General features: G+C 73.4%; 19 protein-coding genes. 9 read left to right on the top strand and 10 right to left on the bottom strand.

Features of this window, described 5'->3' with window-relative positions; all coding sequences use genetic code 11:
- The first annotated feature begins 10 nt into the window (after positions 1-10).
- Positions 11-214 (top strand): hypothetical protein, encoded by a 204-nt coding sequence (locus BKE41_RS28540; protein ID WP_012322267.1) that lies wholly within the window; start codon positions 11-13, stop codon positions 212-214.
- 36 nt (positions 215-250) lie between these two features.
- Here BKE41_RS28540 and BKE41_RS28545 read toward each other — a convergent pair whose 3' ends face one another.
- Positions 251-640 carry a hypothetical protein gene (locus tag BKE41_RS28545; protein ID WP_012322268.1) on the bottom strand — a complete coding sequence of 130 codons (390 nt, stop codon included), beginning with the start codon at positions 638-640 and terminating at the stop codon, positions 251-253.
- 317 nt (positions 641-957) lie between these two features.
- On the opposite strand from BKE41_RS28545, the gene BKE41_RS28550 reads away from it, so the two are divergent.
- Together BKE41_RS28550 and BKE41_RS28555 are read left to right on the top strand one after the other, a co-directional pair.
- A complete protein-coding gene (locus BKE41_RS28550; RefSeq protein ID WP_012322269.1) occupies positions 958-1167 on the top strand; it encodes a cold-shock protein in 210 nt (69 codons plus the stop codon).
- A 216-nt stretch (positions 1168-1383) separates the two neighbouring features.
- Complete coding sequence (locus BKE41_RS28555) at positions 1384-1620, top strand: hypothetical protein (protein ID WP_024828118.1); 237 nt, start codon at positions 1384-1386, stop codon at positions 1618-1620.
- 44 nt (positions 1621-1664) lie between these two features.
- Here the strand turns inward: BKE41_RS28555 and BKE41_RS28560 are convergent, their stop codons facing one another.
- A complete protein-coding gene (locus tag BKE41_RS28560; RefSeq protein ID WP_012322271.1) occupies positions 1665-2480 on the bottom strand; it encodes a 3'(2'),5'-bisphosphate nucleotidase CysQ in 816 nt (271 codons plus the stop codon).
- A gap of 421 nt (positions 2481-2901) precedes the next feature.
- Here BKE41_RS28560 and BKE41_RS28565 point away from each other — a divergent pair, with 421 nt between their 5' ends.
- Positions 2902-3357: a DUF6101 family protein gene (locus BKE41_RS28565; RefSeq protein ID WP_029360358.1), complete on the top strand. Its 456-nt coding sequence runs from the start codon at positions 2902-2904 to the stop codon at positions 3355-3357.
- Between the two features lie 15 nt (positions 3358-3372).
- Here BKE41_RS28565 and ubiA read toward each other — a convergent pair whose 3' ends face one another.
- Both ubiA and BKE41_RS28575 read right to left on the bottom strand, forming a co-directional pair.
- Positions 3373-4320, bottom strand: coding sequence for a 4-hydroxybenzoate octaprenyltransferase (gene ubiA, locus BKE41_RS28570; RefSeq protein WP_012322273.1), 948 nt, complete (start codon positions 4318-4320; stop codon positions 3373-3375).
- Positions 4321-4407: 87 nt separating this feature from the next.
- A complete protein-coding gene (locus BKE41_RS28575) occupies positions 4408-4887 on the bottom strand; it encodes a hypothetical protein (protein WP_012322274.1) in 480 nt (159 codons plus the stop codon).
- 220 nt (positions 4888-5107) lie between these two features.
- Here BKE41_RS28575 and BKE41_RS28580 point away from each other — a divergent pair, with 220 nt between their 5' ends.
- The 5 genes from BKE41_RS28580 (at position 5108) to BKE41_RS28600 (ending at position 8930) form a co-directional block, all read left to right on the top strand.
- The gene (locus tag BKE41_RS28580; protein WP_071000546.1) at positions 5108-5860 is read left to right on the top strand and encodes a 16S rRNA (uracil(1498)-N(3))-methyltransferase; all 753 of its coding nucleotides are present in this window, start codon (positions 5108-5110) and stop codon (positions 5858-5860) included.
- A gap of 293 nt (positions 5861-6153) precedes the next feature.
- On the top strand, positions 6154-7521 hold the full coding sequence (locus BKE41_RS28585) for a glutamate--cysteine ligase (protein ID WP_012322276.1): 1368 nt from the start codon (positions 6154-6156) through the stop codon (positions 7519-7521).
- 98 nt (positions 7522-7619) lie between these two features.
- The gene (locus BKE41_RS28590) at positions 7620-7967 is read left to right on the top strand and encodes a hypothetical protein (RefSeq protein WP_012322277.1); all 348 of its coding nucleotides are present in this window, start codon (positions 7620-7622) and stop codon (positions 7965-7967) included.
- Positions 7968-8046: 79 nt separating this feature from the next.
- On the top strand, positions 8047-8316 hold the full coding sequence (locus tag BKE41_RS28595) for a sulfurtransferase TusA family protein (protein ID WP_012322278.1): 270 nt from the start codon (positions 8047-8049) through the stop codon (positions 8314-8316).
- A gap of 38 nt (positions 8317-8354) precedes the next feature.
- A complete protein-coding gene (locus tag BKE41_RS28600; RefSeq protein ID WP_012322279.1) occupies positions 8355-8930 on the top strand; it encodes an NUDIX hydrolase in 576 nt (191 codons plus the stop codon).
- A 2-nt stretch (positions 8931-8932) separates the two neighbouring features.
- Here the strand turns inward: BKE41_RS28600 and BKE41_RS28605 are convergent, their stop codons facing one another.
- The 6 genes from BKE41_RS28605 to BKE41_RS28630 all read right to left on the bottom strand — a co-directional run bounded on the left by BKE41_RS28605 (position 8933) and on the right by BKE41_RS28630 (position 16568).
- On the bottom strand, positions 8933-9796 hold the full coding sequence (locus BKE41_RS28605; protein ID WP_012322280.1) for a WecB/TagA/CpsF family glycosyltransferase: 864 nt from the start codon (positions 9794-9796) through the stop codon (positions 8933-8935).
- A complete protein-coding gene (locus BKE41_RS28610) occupies positions 9789-11264 on the bottom strand; it encodes a GumC family protein (RefSeq protein ID WP_071000547.1) in 1476 nt (491 codons plus the stop codon). Before BKE41_RS28610 ends, BKE41_RS28605 begins: the two co-directional genes overlap by 8 nt.
- 280 nt (positions 11265-11544) lie before the next feature.
- Positions 11545-12672, bottom strand: a complete 1128-nt coding sequence (locus BKE41_RS28615) for a glycosyltransferase (RefSeq protein ID WP_012322282.1) — start codon at positions 12670-12672, stop codon at positions 11545-11547.
- Positions 12669-14675: a glycosyltransferase gene (locus BKE41_RS28620; RefSeq protein WP_245295864.1), complete on the bottom strand. Its 2007-nt coding sequence runs from the start codon at positions 14673-14675 to the stop codon at positions 12669-12671. The genes BKE41_RS28615 and BKE41_RS28620 overlap by 4 nt, the downstream gene beginning before the upstream one ends.
- Positions 14676-14761: 86 nt before the next feature.
- Positions 14762-15808, bottom strand: coding sequence for a selenide, water dikinase SelD (gene selD, locus BKE41_RS28625; RefSeq protein WP_012322284.1), 1047 nt, complete (start codon positions 15806-15808; stop codon positions 14762-14764).
- 40 nt (positions 15809-15848) lie between these two features.
- The gene (locus tag BKE41_RS28630; protein ID WP_029357966.1) at positions 15849-16568 is read right to left on the bottom strand and encodes a cytochrome c biogenesis protein CcdA; all 720 of its coding nucleotides are present in this window, start codon (positions 16566-16568) and stop codon (positions 15849-15851) included.
- Positions 16569-16612 lie beyond the last annotated feature (44 nt).

Raw genomic sequence — 16612 nt, forward strand, 5'->3', positions numbered from 1 at the left:
GAGTCGCGTCATGGCCAATCCCGGCCTTCCCGAGCCCACGCCCGGCGACCTGCCGCCGCCCCCGCCGACGCCCGAAGAGGAGCCCGATATCGGCCCGACCGGCCCGCGCACGCCCTACCCGGTCAACGACCCGGGCATCGGAGAACCCGGTGGTCCGGGCTCAGAGCCGGACATCTTCCCCGGCACGCCGACGGACCCCGGCACGCGCATGTGACTGTGTCCGCGCCACGGACGGCGGCGCGCCCGGCCGTCAGTGGCCGCCGTGCGAGGTCCGCACGTCGCGCGGAGCGTTGAGGATCTCGGAGAGGCTCGTCACGACGTGGCGGGCCTCTTCGTCCGTGAGGCGGAGCTGGAACGGCGGAAGAGCGCCGGCCTGCAGGGCGACCACCGCCTGGCCCTCGTCGTCGGTGCCGATCTCGATGGCGGACGACGTCACGTCGAGCATGGCGACCTCCTCGTCGCCCATCTCGTCGGCCATGTCGGGCTCGTCCGTATCGTCGATCGCCGTGAGGAGTTGCCCGACGGCGCGCACCAGCGCCCGGGCGGCGCGGGCATCCATCACCACCGCCGTCGCCTGATCGTCCTTCTGGAAGGAGAGCTGGATGTTCGCACCGTCCAGCGAGACCGAGATGCCTGCCATGTATCGTCCAGAGCCACGCGCCTTAACTGCTTGAGCGCATTCCGTATATGCATCGTGAATGCCCGGAATCACAGGGGGCGGCGCCGCACGGTCGCCTCCCGATCCCGGCCTGCGGCGCAGATGATACGCCGTCCATGCCTTGTTGCGGCCGCAGCCTGCGCCTAAATACGTCCTCGGGGGGCTCATCCACCGAGGCTGACGCTGTTTAAGGTTCAGCGACTCGCGCCCCGCCGCACTGGCCAAATCCAGAAAGACCGTGGTGCATCACGCGGCCCTCGCGCCGCGCGGATGGCCTATGGACGAACGAGGTACACTACGTGAATACCGGCACTGTGAAGTGGTTCAATGAGACCAAGGGCTACGGTTTCATCCAGCCCGACGATGGCGGCAAGGACGTGTTCGTCCACATCTCGGCCGTCGAGCGCGCCGGGATGCGCAACCTGATCGAAGGCCAGCGGATCGCTTACGAGATCCTCACGGACAAGCGCAGCGGCAAGGACGCCGCCGGCAACCTGCAGGCGGCCTGACCGTCGCGGGTTCTGAAGCGCCTCCCGCGGCTCTCGGTGCGCCAGCGCGCGCAACCGAAGGTCGTGGGGACGCATGAAGCGGCCGCCTGACGCGGTTCCCCCTTCCGACGCTGCCTTCCCGGGCGAGACTGCCCGGATTCCGGTCGCGTCGGAGGCAATATCCCAGAAACGACGCCGGACGCAGCCAACGTCCGGTCCAGAGAAGAAAAGACATTGATGTTATTCGAGTACACACGGCGCCGCGGCGTCCGTTCCCCCGTCACCGATGCCCCGACCTTCCGGGTGGGCAAGCTGGCGCGGGCCAAGACCGCGGATCAGACCGGGGCCGATCTCAGCGACCTGATCGACCGGTCCTACAACTACCACTCCCCGCGTGAGCTGCACTGGCATCTCGCCGAGCGTCTCGGGCTCGCGCCCGCCGCGGTGAGGATCCGCGAGACCGCGGCGGCCTGAGCCGTCCGCGGCTCCTTCCTCAGGAGTCGTCCGAGGCCTCGGCCTCAGCGCTCCCAGGCGGCGAGGACCGGGTCGCGCAGACCCACCGGCGCGGCGAGCAGCTCGCCGTGCACCGGGTCGGCGCGATTGTACGGGGTCGCCGCGCCGGAGAAATCGCAGACCACGCCGCCCGCCTCGCGGAGAACCAGGTCGGCGGCGGCCAAGTCCCAGTCGCGGGCATTGCCGGAGATCATCCCGATATCGACCGTGCCGTCCGCCACGCGGGCGAGCCGCAGGGCGAGGGACGGGATCCGCGCGACCACCTCGAAGTCCGGGTCTTCTCCGGCGCCCCGGGCCAGACGGTCGAGCATCGGCTTCGGGCCGGTGATGCGGGCGCCCGGCAGGCTCTGCCTGGGATCGACGCGGATCGGTTCGCCGTTCCGCGTCGCGCCGCGCCCGCGCACGGCCTCGTAATCCGCGTCGCCCACCGGCGCGTGGACGAAGCCGATCAGCGGCTCGCCGCGCGACAGGAGCGCCACCGCTATCGACCAGTCCGGATGGCCCGACAGGAAGGCCCGCGTCCCGTCGATCGGATCGACGATCCAGACGAGGTCATGGCCGAGGCGGGCCGGGTCGTCGGCAGTCTCCTCCGACAGCCACGCCGCCCGCGGCACGAGGGCGCTCAGGCGCACCTTCAGGAAGGCGTCGACCGCGACGTCCGCCTCGGTCACCGGCGAGCCGCCGGACTTCGACCAGATCCGGGCCGAGGTCTGACCGCCGAGCCTGAAGAAGGGCCGGGCGATGTCGGCGGCCTCGCGCATCACGGCGCGCAGTTCCGGCATCAGGGCGGATACGGCATCGTCGGTGAGAGGCTCGGGCATCGCGCTCCGCGTGGAATCCGTGCGGCCCGCGAGGGCCTCGCCGTCCCGCCCGTCCGGCGACGCGGACGTCCGGGCCCGCCTGGGCTCACCCGCTCGGGCTGTGAAGACCCGGCGCGGAGGATCGCGCGCCCGGTCACCCCGTTGTACGGCGCCTCCCGCAGCGCCACAAGGATGCTGGTTGATCGATCGATAACGACCGATCTGCGCAAGGAAATGTTGAGCATTCAAGGAAGCATTGAGCATTCCGCAAATGACAGCGCTGTCCAGATTCGCTTAACGACGGCTCTTAAGCGGTGCGGAGGAGTTCGGGTGCGATTTTGCTTGGCATAACGGACGGCCCGACAGCGGCCGCCACTTGCTCCAGGGACTCGGACCGATGAACACTTCCCCGGCCACGGACAAAAGCCACGCAGGACACCCGATGCACGGTGCCGACACCGCGCCCCGCTTCGTCGTTTCGCCGCTTCCGGTCGTCGGCCGCGTCTCCGGGGCGCGCCGGGCCGCCGGGATCGCGCTCGCCTACGCCGCCGAGGACGCGGAGATCGTGGGCGCCGACCGGTTCAGCCTGATCCTGGTCGATGCCGAAGGGGACGTGCTGCAGCGCCTCGGCAGCTTCGAGGAGGACGACGTCGTCGCCGTGTGGCGCGACATCGCGGCGCGGGCGGGACTCGTGCGGATGATCGTCCGCGAGGACGGCCTCCTCGTCCCGGTCTCCCAGCAGATCGGCCGGCTGATTCTCGGTCAGGTCCGCATCCGCCGCCGCCATGCCGGCCTCGGCCGCCGGCGCCCGCGCTTCCTGGCCCGCCGCAAGACCGGCCGGCTGCCGGCGCGCCCGCAGATCTTCCGCGGCGAGAACGAGATCATCGCCCGCACCTGAGGGCGCCGCCCGCGCCTAGGCCAGGTTGCGCAGCAGCGCGTCGGCGGTGAGGCCGACGAACAGGATCAGGCCCGCATCCCGGTTCGACCGGAACAGCGTCAGAGCACCGCGCCCGTCGCGCTCGCGCAGCGACAGGACCTGCCAGGCGAGATGCCCGGCGAAGGCGGCGATCCCCAGATACCCGACGGGCCCCGCTCCGGCCCCGCGCGCCGCCAGCACTACGAACAGCGCCGCCAGCGCGTAGCACAGCCCGACGGCGAGCCGCACGTGCCGGCCGAACAGGCGGGCCGAGGAGCGGATCCCCGCGATCTCGTCGTCCTCGATATCCTGCACCGCGTAGATCGTGTCGTAGCCGATCACCCAGCACAGGGCGCCCGCGTAGAGCAGGAGCGCCGGCGGGTCGAGGCGGGCGAACACCGCGGCCCAGCCCATCAGCGCGCCCCAGGCGAAGGCCAGGCCCAAGATGGCCTGCGGCATCGGCATGACCCGTTTCATGAACGGGTAGATCGCCACCGGCAGCAGCGAGCACAGGCCGATGACCACCGCCTCCGCGTTGAACTGCAGCAGGACGGCGAGCCCGATCAGGGCCTGGATCACCAGGAACAGGGCCGCGTGGCGCGGCCGCACCTGCCCGGAGGGCAGGGGGCGCAGGCGCGTGCGCTCGACCTGCGCGTCGAGGTCGCGGTCGGCGATGTCGTTGTAGGTCGAGCCCGCCCCGCGCATCGCGACCGCGCCGATCAGGAACAGGAGGCAGTGCCAGGGATCGGGAAAGGCCTGGTCCGCGGCGATCGCCGCCAGGGCGGCCGACCACCAGCAGGGGAGGAGGAGGAGCCACCAGCCGATCGGCCTGTCGATCCGGGCCAGGCGCAGGTACGGGCGCCAGGGTCGGGGCGCCCGCCGGTCGACCCAGTGCCCGGAGACGGCATCGGCCGGCCGCCCGTCGTCAAACACCGTGCCGTTCATCGGTCGGATCTCCGGTCGTCCCGCACGTGAAATCCCCGCCGCTGCAGAGGGGGACCCGCGCCGGATCCGTGATCCTCTCAGACGATCTCAGAGAGCGCCCTGCGGCAGCTTGAAGCTTCCGGTCAAGCCCGGACCGCCGAGCAGCCCGCCGCCGCCGCCGCCGGCCTGGGCCTGAGCCTGGGCGCGGGCCTGCGCCTCCATCTTGGTCGCCTGGGCGGCGACGCTGCAGATCTTGGTGCGGATGCCGCTGACCTTCATGTGGTCGGCCTTGAAGCCCTCGGCGAAGGAATCGGGGATCGAGCACCATTCCTTGTTGGCGGCGATCCACTTGATGCCCTCGGCGCCGTTGGCCTGGAGCTTCCCGAACAGGGCGCAGGCCTCCTGCGGGGTCATCTTCTTCTTGGACTGCGACGCCGCGTTGGCGCGGCCGACCAGGGCCTTGCGCTCGGCCAGGGTCTTCTGGATGGCGCCGCATTCCGGCGCCGCGCTCTGCGCGAACGCGCCGGTGCCGAACAGGACGGTGCCGACCAGCACCGCCGCCCCCAGCTTCAGACTCCCCTTCGCCATTCCGCGACTCCCTCGACGCCCCTGCCGACTCCGCGAGCGGCCGGCTCTCTTCCGTTCCCTTGGGTTCGCCATAGGATTGTGGCGTCAATCGAGCGGCAAACCGGCTGCGCCATGAGCCGGTGGACTGGCTGCGGAAAACCGGGGCTCGTAACCATTCGGCAACACTTTCGGGAACGCATCCCGCGTTGACAGGCCCGCCGACCCGCGCGACCACGCCGCCATGCCGGCCTACGACTTCACCGCTCCGCGCCTCCACGTCGCGGCCGATCTCGCCGCGGGGGTGATTCTGCCCCTCGACCGAGCCCAGGCCAACTACCTGCTCAACGTGCTGCGCCGCGGGCCGGACGATCCGGTCCTGGTGTTCAACGGCCGCCACGGCGAGTGGCGCGCGCACCTGGTCCAGACCGGGCGCAAGGGCGCCGACCTCCACGTCGCCGCGCAGACGCGCCCGCAGACCGAGCGCGCCGACCTGCACTACCTGTTCGCCCCGCTGAAGAGCGCGCGGCTCGACTACCTCGCGCAGAAGGCGGTGGAGATGGGGGCCGGGACGATCCGTCCGGTCATCACCCGGTTCACGCAGGGCGACCGCGTCAACATCGACCGGCTGCGAGCCAACGCCGTCGAGGCCGCCGAGCAGTGCGGGATCCTGGCGATTCCCGAATGTCCCGAGCCCGAGCGCCTCCCGGCCGCGCTCGCGGGCCTCGCGCCCGGGCGGCTCCTCGTGTTCTGCGACGAGGACGCGCCCGTGCGCGACCCCGTCGCGGCCCTGCGGGCGGCCGGCGACCCGCTGGCGCCGCCCCCGCTCGCCGTGCTGGTCGGCCCCGAGGGCGGCTTCTCGGAGGAGGAGCGGGCGCTGATCCGGGCTCGGCTGAACACCGTGGCGCTCTCCCTCGGGCCGCGCATCCTGCGGGCCGACACCGCCGCCGTCGCCGTGCTGACCCTGGTGCAGGCGGTGCTCGGCGACGCGCGCTGACGGCGGGCCGATCCTTCCATGTGTGCCCGCGCACATGGTAGGATCGCGCCGGGCGATTGTTTCGCTGGATCGGACGTGAAGCGGCGCGCCGGTGGAGACCGCCGCGTTGTGGGTTCACGGCGGCTCGATTATGTCCCGGATCGGACGCCGCCTGCGCCGCGTGCTCATCGGGGTCGGGGGCGGGTGTCCGCCCGGATCCCGCTCGCGAGAGCGGGTTCGTACCGGGTGGATCCGCCGGAGCAGTCCGGCGCGCCCGTTCCCAGGCACAGGTCAGACGCACGGGCAGGCAGCGCATGGCGCGCGACAGCAACGACACCACGCCGCTCACCACGCGCGCCGAACTGATCGAATGGTTCGCGGCGGGCGAGAAGCCGCGCGCGCGCTTCGCGATCGGCACCGAGCACGAGAAGATCCCGTTCTACCGCGAGACCCGGACGCCGGTTCCCTACGAGGGCGACCGCGGCATCCGGGCGCTCCTGGAGGGGCTCGCCCGCGAGACCGGCTGGGAGCCGATCCTCGATCTCGGCAACATCATCGGCCTGTCGGCGGAGGCGGGCGGCGCGATCTCGATCGAGCCCGGCGGCCAGTTCGAGCTGTCCGGCGCGGCGCTCCCCGACGTGCACGCCACGGCGGCGGAGCTCGCCACGCACCTCGCCGCCACGAAGCGGGTCGCCGATCCCCTCGGCATCGGCTTCCTGACGCTGGGCATGAGCCCGCGATGGCGGCGCGACGAGACCCCGGTCATGCCCAAGAGCCGCTACCGGATCATGGCCGGCTACATGCCCAAGGTCGGGTCCCTCGGCCTCGACATGATGCTGCGCACCGCCACCGTGCAGGTGAATCTCGATTTCGCCTCCGAGGCCGACATGGTGCGCAAGATGCGCGCGTCCCTGGCGCTGCAGCCGGTCGCGACCGCGCTCTTCGCCAACTCGCCCTTCACCGACGGCCGGCCGAACGGCTTCCTGTCGCGCCGGTCCGAGATCTGGCGCGACACGGATGCCCACCGCACCGGAATGCTGCCCTTCGCCTTCGACGCGGGCTTCGGTTACGAGGCCTATGTCGACTGGCTGCTCGACATGCCGATGTACTTCGTCAAGCGGGGCGACACCTACCACGACGTGTCGGGCGCCTCGTTCCGCGACCTGATGGCCGGCAAGCTCCCGCAACTGCCCGGCGAGTTCGCCACGGTCTCGGACTGGGCCAACCACGCCTCAACGGCCTTCCCGGAGGTGCGGCTCAAGCGCTTCCTCGAGATGCGCGGCGCCGATGTCGGCGATCCCGGCATGATCGCCGCCCAGGCGGCCTTCTGGGCGGGGCTCCTCTACGACGAGTCGGCCCTGGACGCGGCCCTCGACCTCGTGAAGGGGTGGAGCCCCGCCAACCGCGAGGCCGCGCGGGCCACGGCGCCGCGCCTGGGGCTCGCGACCCCGGTGGCCAACACCACGCTCGGGGCCGTCGCCGCCGAGGCCCTGGCGATCGCCCGGGCGGGCCTCCGGGCGCGGGGCCGCCGCGACGCCGAGGGTCGGGACGAGGTGATCTACCTGCAGCCGCTCGAGGCCATCGTCGCGGCCGGGCGCACCCGGGCCGAGGATCTCCTCGCCGACTACGAGGGACGCTGGGGCGCCTGCGTGCGTCCGGCCTTCACCGAGTGCGTCTTCTAGCGACCGCCTGAGCGGCGCTCGTGGCCCGCGCGAATCGGCCTTGGAACGTGCTAATGGAACGTTCCGACAGGGCGCCGCGCTCGGGGAGAGGACGCATCATGACCCGCATCATCGCCGCCATCCTCGCCGGGCTGGCATCCGTGCCGGCGAGCTCCGGTACGGGGCAGGCCGCCGACCTGGCGCCGTTCCAGGGCTCAGGTCCGGCGCCGACACCGGGTCGCTGGCACACCGGAGCCGGTGGCCGCGTCACCGGCACCGTGGCCGCGCGGGGGCGGCCGGAGTACAGCTATTACGGCGAGTACGGCTATCCCGCGCCGTTCGGCTACGGCTACGCCTACGCGCCCGTCCCGAGCCGCGGCTTCGAGTACGGCTACAACGGCCCCCGCTACGTCTGGACGGCGCCGGACAGCTATTCCGGACCCGCCTTCGGCTATCACGTGTGGTGAGGGCGCCGCTGGCGCCGGGGCGCGGCGGTGCCTATGACGCGCCGGGGCCGGCATCCGCGCCGGTTCGGGAGCTTCCGGTGTGCGGGACGAGGATCCGGACTGCGTCGACCTCGACCTGAGCGGCCTGAAATGTCCGCTTCCGGTTCTGCGCACCCGCAAGGCGCTGCGCGGCCTCGCTGCCGGCCAGACGCTGGTGGTGACCTGCACCGACCCGCTGGCCGCCCTCGACATCCCGAACCTCGTGCGCGAGGAGGGCGCCCGCCTCGACGCCGCCGAGCGGCTCGGAGGGCCGCCCGCGGTGCGCCTGCGCTTCCGCATCACCGTGTCCGCAAGGCCGCCGCATTCCTGAACGATCCGTCGGGCTTCCAGGAGCGAGGTGAGATCGGAATGGCACCGCGGATCGGGGGCGTGCGCCTCGTACATGACGGTTGGGCGCGCTACCTCGTCGCCGAGGTGATGCAGGAGGACGGAAGCCGCATCACGCGGGAGATGGAGGATCACGGCCGGGCGGTCGCGGTGCTCCCCTACGATCCGGACCGTCGGGTCGCCACGCTCGTCTCGCAGTTCCGGGCGCCGGTCCTCTACTCGGGCGGGCCGCCGAGCCACATCGAGGTGCCGGCCGGGCTCCTCGACGAGGGCGCGTCCGAGGACGAGGCGCGGCGCGAGGCGATGGAGGAGACGGGCCTGCGCCTGAGCGCCCTCGACTTCGTCGCCAGCGCCTGGTCGATGCCGGGGATCTCCACGGAGCGCATGGATCTGTTCCTCGCCGCCTACGGCGAGGCCGACCGGACCGGCACCGGCGGCGGTCTCGCCGCGGAGGGCGAGGCCGTCGCCGTCCACGAGATCCCGCTGCCGGAACTGGCCGCCATGGGCCGCCGCGGGGCGATCACCGACATGAAGTCGCTGACGCTGCTCTTCGCGCTGCAATTGCGGCGGCCGGACCTGTTCGCGGAGCGGCGCTGAGGTCAGCCGGGGCGCCGCCGGAGCTGGTCCCGCGCGGCGAGGCCGATGAAGCGCCAGGATTTGATGAAGTAGCGCCGGAACAGCCTGCGCGGCGCCTGAAGGAACCGGTAGATCCACTCGAGGCCGAGGCGCTGCATCAGCCGCGGCGCGCGCGGCAGGAAACCGGCGGCGACGTTGAGGGCGTCGCCGACGCAGAAGACCACCGGCTCGCCGAGCGTCTGCCCGTGACGATCCACCCAGATCTCGGATTTGGGCGCCCCGACCCCCATCACCAGCAGCGTCGTCCCGTGGGCGCGGATCCGCTCGGCCAGGGCGCGGCTGTAGGCCGCGTCGTGCTCGAAGCCGAAGGGCGGCACGGCGCTCGCCACGGCGCCGGCCGGAAGCCCCGCCGCCTGCAGCCGGGTCGCCAGCGCGTCCGCCGCATCCTGGCGGGCCGAGACGAAGAAGACCCGCTGCGCGAAGGCCGGCGGATCGGCCAGGACGCAGCCCAGAAGATCGTGGCCGGTGATCCGGTGCACGGGCCGGCCGCACGCCTTCCGGGCCAGCCAGACCAGCGGCATCCCGTCGAGGGTCCTGGCCGCGGCGCGGGCGTAGGCCTCGCGGAACGGCGCGTTCTCGCTGAGCTGGACGATGTGATCGACGTTCGCCGTGACGATCATGCGCGGCCGGCCGTCTCGCCGGGCCGCGACGGCGGCCACGAGGGCCGCGGCCGGACCGGTGTGAAACCGGTGCCCGAAGAGTTCGACGGTCGCGCCTGTCTGCGGCGACCCGGACGCCGCGGAGGCCGGGGCGCTCACCGTGTGTGCCTCTCTGAGGACCGGATCCATAGCGCCCAGGTAGAGGCTGATCTCACCGCTGTCACGCATCGGCGGCCCGGAAGCTCGCGGCCGGCCGGGTAGCGGCGCGCAGGCTGCGGCGCCGGTCGCTGTCGGCGCCCAGCAGCAGGGCGATGCCGCCGCCGAGCAGCAGGCCGAGGACCAGCGCCACCGGCAGGACGATCTTGGGCGAGGGCGGGAAGGTCCGCTGGCGCGCCGGCACCGCGGCCGAGATGATCCGGACGTTGGTGGTGTTGAGCCGCTCCTGCTCGCTCGCCTCGCGGGCGCGCTTCAGGTAGGCCTCGTAGATGCCGCGGCGGGCGTCGAGGGTCCGCTCCAGCTCGCGCAGGCCGACATAGGCCCGGTCGCTGGACGCGGTCTCGTTCTTCACCCGGTCGAGATTGGCCCGGATCGCCGCCTCGCTCGCGGCGGCGCGGTCGTAATCCTTCTGGGTCGTCTCGATGATCCGCTCCTTCTCGCGCTGGATCAGGCGCTGGAGGTCGCGCTGCTGGGCGTACTGCTCGGCCATGGCCGGGTGGCGCTCGCCGAGGCGGGTGGCGAGCTCCGCGGTGTTGCGGGACAGCGTCGCGTATTGCTGCCGCAGGGCCTGCATCTCCAGGCTCTGCAGCATCTCCGGCAGGGCGGTGCTGGGATCCGACGAGCGCATCCGGCGCGCCTGCTCGAGGCGCGACTTGGCCTCGGCGGTCTTGATCGAGGCGGTGACGAGCTGCTGGTTCAGGTCGCCGAGCTGCTGGTCGGTGAGCAGGCGGCCGCTGGCGGCCACGAGCTTGTGGTCCTCGCGGTAGCGCACCACGGCGCTCTCGGCCTGCTCGACGTCGCGCTTGAGGCTGTTGAGCCGCCCCGCCAGGGCGTCGGAGGCGCGCCGCGCGGTCTCGGTCCGGGCCGCGGCCTCCTCGGCGAAGTAGGCGTCGCCGACGGCGTTGGCGATGCGGGCGGCCTTCTCGGGATCGCGGGACTGCACCGAGACGTCGATCACGAAGGTCCGCTCGGCCCGCCGGACGGTGAGGCGGTTCTGCAGCGTGTCGAGGGCGGTGATGACCGGGTCGCGACTCGCCGGCGGGGGCAGCATGCCCAGCGCGCCCTTGATCCAGGTCAGCGTCGGGTTGTTGCCGTCCGGCAGGACGAACTCGTCGTCCTGGTCGAGGTGGAGCTTGGCGATCACCCGGCGCAGGACGCTGTCCGACTGGATCACCCGCACCTGGCTCTCGGCAATCGACACGCCGCTGTCGGCCTGGGGCTGGCGCGCGTTCACGTCGTTCTCGACGACGCGCAGGTCGCTCGGATCGACCAGGACCTGGATGCTCGACGTGTAGCGCGGCGGGATCAGGCCGAGGAGCGCCACCGCCACCGCGACCATGAACAGGCCGCCCAGCACGATGAAGCCGCTGCCGCGCCACAGGCGCCGCAGGATCACGCGGCTATCGCTCGGCGGCGCGACCTGCGGCAGCACCATCCGGACGGGCTGCTCGCCGCTCATCCGTGTCGAGAAGTCGAACATACGCCCCGCTCCCTGACCTGCCTCGGCGGAGACCGCCGCCCGTCACCAGCCTCTTCGCCCGTTCCCTTTCTGACCAGCTCCGTGCCGGTCTGGAACAGGTGCGCGTCCGAGGCGCTGCCTTCTCCGGGAGCCCAGCAATCGACATACCGGGCCAGTAGTGTCGCTCCGATGCGGCATCTGCAGCAGGAAGCTGGCAGATATCGCTTACTGATGCAGTCCTAACTGTCACGACAATCCGGCGTGAAAAGTTCCCGATTTGTTGGGGACTACGTAAGCCGCGTCAGCCATCGCCCTCGTGTGCGACAATTGACTCCAGCGCATCGTAGGCCGCGGGATCGCCGGCCAGGAAGCGCTGGAAGCGCGCCCCGTCCTCGGCCGCGGCCGCGTTCCAGCGCGCGACGTTGGCCCGACTCATCCCGGCGGCGCGGGCCAGGGCGCCGTCGCGGATCCACCCGGCGAGGGCGCACGCGGCCGCGTCGGGCTGCTCCGGCCGGATCAGCAGGGCCGACCCGCCCAGCACCTCGCGGAAGACCGGGTCGTCCGGCGCCACCACCGGCAGGCCGCCGTGCTGCACCTCCAGCAGCGGCAGGCCGAGCCCCTCCGCCTTGGAGGTGGAGAGCAGCAGGTGGCACGAGCCCGCGAGGGCGCGCAGTTCGGCGTCGGTGAGGTATCCGTGGCGGTGCAGGAACGGCGGCGGTGCCTCCAGGAAGGCGTGCCGCCCCCAGCCGACCCGGCCGACGAGATGGAGTTCCGCCGGGATGCCGGCGCGGATCAGCGCCGCCGTCAGCGCGAGGGTCGCCGGATAGTTCTTGCGCGGCTCGATGGTGCCGATGGCCAGGATCCGCAGCGTCCGGCCCGGCGCGTAGGCCGCCGGTCCGGGCAGGTCCTCCAGGCCGAAGGCGTCGCGGACGGGCGGCCGCAGCAGCGCGACGCGGGCGCGCCTGGCACAGAGCGCGCGCACGTCCGCCCCGGTGGTGCGGCTGTTGACGAACAGGTTCGGGCACCAGCGCAGGGCCAGGGCGAAGCTCGGGCTCATGTAGAGCCGGCTGCGCAGGCTCAGATCCTCCTTCCGCGTGAGCAGGAAGGTGTCGTGGACGTAGAGCAGGCAGCGCGACGCCGCGACGGCGCAGAGCGGCCCGGGCGGGAAGCCCGGGAACAGGAACAGGGCGTCCCGATCCGTCAGCGCCCGCGCCGGCAGTCCGAGCTGCTGCGCGGCGATCATGCCGGGCAGGGAGCCCGCGGTCACCGGCCGCACCGCGTGCGGGGCGAGCCGGTCGGGAGCGAACAGGTCGAGGGTGACCCGCTCGATCCCCGTCACGTGGTCGCGCAGATGGGTCTGATCGAGGTAGATCCGCCGCCGCCCCGGCGCCGCCCGCGCGCCGCCCGCATCTGCGCCGCTCGCCGTCACGGTGTGCTCCGGCGCAGCGCGCCGGCGAGGTAGAGGCACCGGCGCACGAGGAGCGGCATCCGCCGCCCGAAGACCATCTGCTTGGCCCGCCGCAGCCGGCGCACGAGCGGGCGCGAGACGGTCGGGACGGTGCCGGCCGCGCCCGGCCGCAGGGCCGCCGCGAACGGGAAGTGTCCGAGCATCTCGGGGGCGAAGCGCGGGCCTGTCGCGGCGCTCGGCAGACCCCGACGCCGGAAGACGGCGTCCAGTGACAGCGCCGACGCGGCCGGGCTGTAGCGGCTCTCCAGGGCGATGCGCGCGAAGGCGCCGAGCCGTGTGCGGGCCTCGCGGTCGCCGACCAGCGCGGCCAGCGCCTCCGCGAGGGCGCCGGGCCGCACCGGCACGAGGCGGCCCGACACGCCGTCGATCACCGCGGAGGTCAGGCCGGAGGTGCGGTAGGCGAGCGTCGGCACCCCGCACAGCCCGGCCTCGATGGGCGTCTGCCCGAGGGTCTCGTGGCGGCTGGCGGTGACGTGGAGGTCGCAGGCTCCGTACCACGCGGCCAGGACCGCCTCGTCGGCGATGAGGCCGGGCGCGAACAGGTTCGCGACGCCGAGCCGGGCCGGGTCGTCGAGCCGGCCGATCGCCACCACGCCGACGCCGGGCCCCGCGACGGCCTGAAGCGCGGCCCGGAGGTCGGCGAAGCCCTTGTCGGGCCCGTCGACGATGACCGACGAAACGAGGATCAGGACCTCGTCGGGCGGCAGGTCGAGCGTGCGGCGCAGCGCGGCGCGATCGCCCGGCCGGAACACGGCGGTCGGGAAGGCCAGCCGGACGGGCTCGACCACGCTGCCGGGCGGTGCCAGTTCGCGGGCCCGCGCCAGCGTCCAGTCGGAATTGGCCAGCAGCCAGGGCGCGGAGGACTCGGTCGGTGACGCGGGCGAGGCGCCGGCGAGCACTGCGCGCTTGCGGCCGTGCATCCCGGCGATCCGGCCGGGCGCCAGCTCCGGGTACTCGTCCGGGCCGGGGCAGGCGGCGTCGCAGCCGGACGCGGCGCGCCCGCAGTCGCGGGGGTGGGCACACCGGCCGGTCAGGGGGAAGAGGTCGTGCAGCACGAGGCCGACAGGCACCCGCCGCGCGAGGCGGCCGACAACGTCGAGGCTGCGGGTGGCGCCGTGCAGGTTGCCGGCGAGGACGAGATCGGGGTCGGCCGCCGCGACCGCGGCCTCCGCCCGCGGGAACTCGTCGCTCCATTCGGCGGCCTCGGGGCGCCCGCTCAGCGTCACCTCCGCGACCCTATGGCCCGCGAGCGTCAGCGCTTCGGCCAGGCGGCGCTGGGCCACGCCCGCGCCCCCCCGGGTGCCGGTGCCGGTCAGCGACACGATCGACAGGCCGGCGGCGGGCGGGGGCAGCGGCGCGTCGAGCCTGCGGAGCAGCACCGGGCGGCCGATCAGACTGCGCCGGTTCTCGGGAATCGTCGACCAGGCGGAGGCGGCGTCGAGCATGCCGTCGGCATCGAGGGGCGCGCCGGCCGCGAGGGCGCCCCGCCGCCAGAGAATGCCGTCTGCCGCCGGCACCGGACCTTGCGCGTCCTCCGCGACCCCAGGGCCGTCGAGGCCGCGGACGGCGGCGTCGAACAGGACGCGCAGCCCCGCCACCGCGTCGGCGCCGGTGAGCGCGGCCTCCAGCGCCAGGGCGGTCAGCGCGCCCGGCGCGAGCAGGTCGCCGGCGCGGAGCCAGAACAGAAGCTCCGGGTCGGGATCCGCCAAAACCCGCGCCGCGGCCGCGCGGCCGGCCGTCGGGTCCAGCACGTCGTGCCGCACCTCCGGGTAGCCCTGGCGCAGAACCGACGCCACGGTCCCGGCCAGGGCGGCATCCGCGCGGGCCACCGTCACGACGCGGATCCGCGGCCACGGACGCCCGTCGGGCAGCGACCCGGGGCGGGACGGCGCGTGGGCGCGGCGCCCGAGCGGCCAGCCGACGACGCCGTGGGCGGGCGGTGACATGTCTGCGGCGTCGGTCAAGGCGGCTCTGGCGGCGGCTCGGGTCTCGTGCGGGGCGGCAGATTGGACGGGAAGGTTGAAGATTGCCTCTCGGATCGGGCGGTGCCTCAGGCCGCCACGCGGATCCGTGCCGGGCCGGGCTCGATCCGGCCGATCCGGGCGGCCGCCGGGTAACCGGCCGCCCGGACGCGCGCCAGGATCGCGTCGGCGCGGTCGGCCGAGCAGGTCACCAGCAGGCCGCCCGAGGTCTGCGGGTCGGTCAGGAGGTGGCGGCGCCACTCGGGGAGGTCGGCGGGCAGGTCCACCGCCTCGCCGAACGCCGCCCAGTTGCGGTGCGAGGCGCCGGTGACGGCGCCGGCGCGCGCCAGCGCCTCCGCCTGCGGCAGCAGCGGGAGGGCGTCGGCCTCGAGGGCGAGCGTGAGGCCGGCGCCGCGGGCGATCTCCAGGCCGTGCCCGAGGATGCCGAAGCCGGTGACGTCGGTGAGGGCGTGCACGGCGGGATCGGCGGCGAGGTCGGTTCCGATCCGGTTGAGCAGCGTCGTGGTCGCGATGAAGTCGCGGTAGCCGGCCTCGTCGAGGGTCGCCCGCTTGATCGCCGCCGAGTAGACCCCGACCCCGAGAGCCTTGGTGAGCAGGACGGCGTCGCCGGCCACCGCGTCGGCGTTGCGCCGCACCGCCTCGCGGCGGCAGGTTCCGATCACCGCGAGACCGTAGATCGGCTCCGGCGCGTCGATCGAGTGGCCGCCCGCGACCGGGATGCCGGCCTCGGCGCATTGCTCCGCGCCGCCGCGCAGGATCCGCGCGACCACCTCCGGGTCGATCTTGCCCAGCGGCATCCCGAGGATCGCCAGCGCGAAGAGCGGCCGGCCGCCCATGGCGTAGACGTCCGAGATGGCGTTCGTCGCGGCGATCCGGCCGAAATCGACGGGGTCGTCCACCATCGGGGTGAAGAAGTCCGTGGTGGCGATGAGGCAGGTGCCGTCCTCGAGCTCCCACACCGCCGCGTCGTCCGCGGTCTCGTTGCCGACGAGGAGCCGCTCGAACGGGCCCGCCGCCGGCTGCTGGGCGAGGAGCTGGCGCAGGGTGGCCGGGTCGAGCTTGCAGCCGCATCCGCCTCCGTGGGCGAGACTGGTCAGGCGGGGGGCATCGCTCATGGCTGAACTCCGTTCCGGATAACCCGGGGGCCTCGCCGGGTCAGTAGCGCGTTGTCAGCGCGTTGAGCCAGTCCGGCGAGGCCGCGACGGCCGCGGCCTCGACCCGCTTGTCGAGGCCCGTCAGCACCAGCAGGCCGAGCACGACCATCACGGCGCCGAGCGCGGCCTTCGCGGCCCGGCCGGCCGCGGCGAGGCCGCCCCGCCAGCGCAGCAGCGCCTCGCGGGAGACGAAGCCGAGGAGCATCAGCGGGGCCGCGGCGCCGATCCCGAAGGCCAGCATGGTCAGGGCGACACCCCCGAGACGCTCGCCCCGCGCCGCCATCAGCGAGGCCGCGCCCAGGGTCGGGCCCACGCAGGGACTCCAGGCCGCGCCGAGCAGCAGCCCCACGGCGAACTGGCCGGACACACCCCCGGAGCCGGCGCCGCCGAAGCGGTCCTCCGCCCAGGCGCCGATCGGGCTGGCCGCCGTCGCGACCCGGGCCTGGAGTCGCGGCAGCATCAGCACCGCGCCCAGGAGCACCAAGAGCACCGCGCCGGCGCGCCGGAACACGTCGCCGTCCAGCCCGACGGTGAAGCCGATCGTCGCGACGAACAGCCCGATGGCGGTGAAGGCGACGGCGAGGCCGGCTGCCAGCGCGACCGGACCGAGGCGATGCTCGGCTGCCGCCGTCCCGAGCACGATGGGGATCAGCGGCAGCACGCAGGGCGAGAGCACCGAGAGCAGGCCGGCCAGGAACGCGAATCCCACCGTTCCCAGCATGCCCCGTGCCCTCCCGCTGGCGCCTCGCCGGGGGAGGCTTCGAC

Origin of the sequence: Methylobacterium sp. C1, from assembly GCF_001854385.1 — a bacterium.
Classification (GTDB): Bacteria; Pseudomonadota; Alphaproteobacteria; order Rhizobiales; family Beijerinckiaceae; genus Methylobacterium; species Methylobacterium radiotolerans.

Excerpts from the sequence above, each read along its gene's own strand:
- BKE41_RS28540 (WP_012322267.1), top strand. The coding sequence starts at position 11 with ATGGCCAATCCCGGCCTTCCCGAGCCCACGCCCGGCGACCTGCCGCCG.
- BKE41_RS28545 (WP_012322268.1), bottom strand. The coding sequence starts at position 640 with ATGGCAGGCATCTCGGTCTCGCTGGACGGTGCGAACATCCAGCTCTCC.
- BKE41_RS28555 (WP_024828118.1), top strand. The coding sequence starts at position 1,384 with ATGTTATTCGAGTACACACGGCGCCGCGGCGTCCGTTCCCCCGTCACC.
- BKE41_RS28560 (WP_012322271.1), bottom strand. The coding sequence starts at position 2,480 with ATGCCCGAGCCTCTCACCGACGATGCCGTATCCGCCCTGATGCCGGAA.
- BKE41_RS28565 (WP_029360358.1), top strand. The coding sequence starts at position 2,902 with ATGCACGGTGCCGACACCGCGCCCCGCTTCGTCGTTTCGCCGCTTCCG.
- ubiA (WP_012322273.1), bottom strand. The coding sequence starts at position 4,320 with ATGAACGGCACGGTGTTTGACGACGGGCGGCCGGCCGATGCCGTCTCC.
- BKE41_RS28575 (WP_012322274.1), bottom strand. The coding sequence starts at position 4,887 with ATGGCGAAGGGGAGTCTGAAGCTGGGGGCGGCGGTGCTGGTCGGCACC.
- BKE41_RS28580 (WP_071000546.1), top strand. The coding sequence starts at position 5,108 with ATGCCGGCCTACGACTTCACCGCTCCGCGCCTCCACGTCGCGGCCGAT.
- BKE41_RS28585 (WP_012322276.1), top strand. The coding sequence starts at position 6,154 with ATGGCGCGCGACAGCAACGACACCACGCCGCTCACCACGCGCGCCGAA.
- BKE41_RS28590 (WP_012322277.1), top strand. The coding sequence starts at position 7,620 with ATGACCCGCATCATCGCCGCCATCCTCGCCGGGCTGGCATCCGTGCCG.
- BKE41_RS28600 (WP_012322279.1), top strand. The coding sequence starts at position 8,355 with ATGGCACCGCGGATCGGGGGCGTGCGCCTCGTACATGACGGTTGGGCG.
- BKE41_RS28605 (WP_012322280.1), bottom strand. The coding sequence starts at position 9,796 with ATGCGTGACAGCGGTGAGATCAGCCTCTACCTGGGCGCTATGGATCCG.
- BKE41_RS28610 (WP_071000547.1), bottom strand. The coding sequence starts at position 11,264 with ATGTTCGACTTCTCGACACGGATGAGCGGCGAGCAGCCCGTCCGGATG.
- selD (WP_012322284.1), bottom strand. The coding sequence starts at position 15,808 with ATGAGCGATGCCCCCCGCCTGACCAGTCTCGCCCACGGAGGCGGATGC.
- BKE41_RS28630 (WP_029357966.1), bottom strand. The coding sequence starts at position 16,568 with ATGCTGGGAACGGTGGGATTCGCGTTCCTGGCCGGCCTGCTCTCGGTG.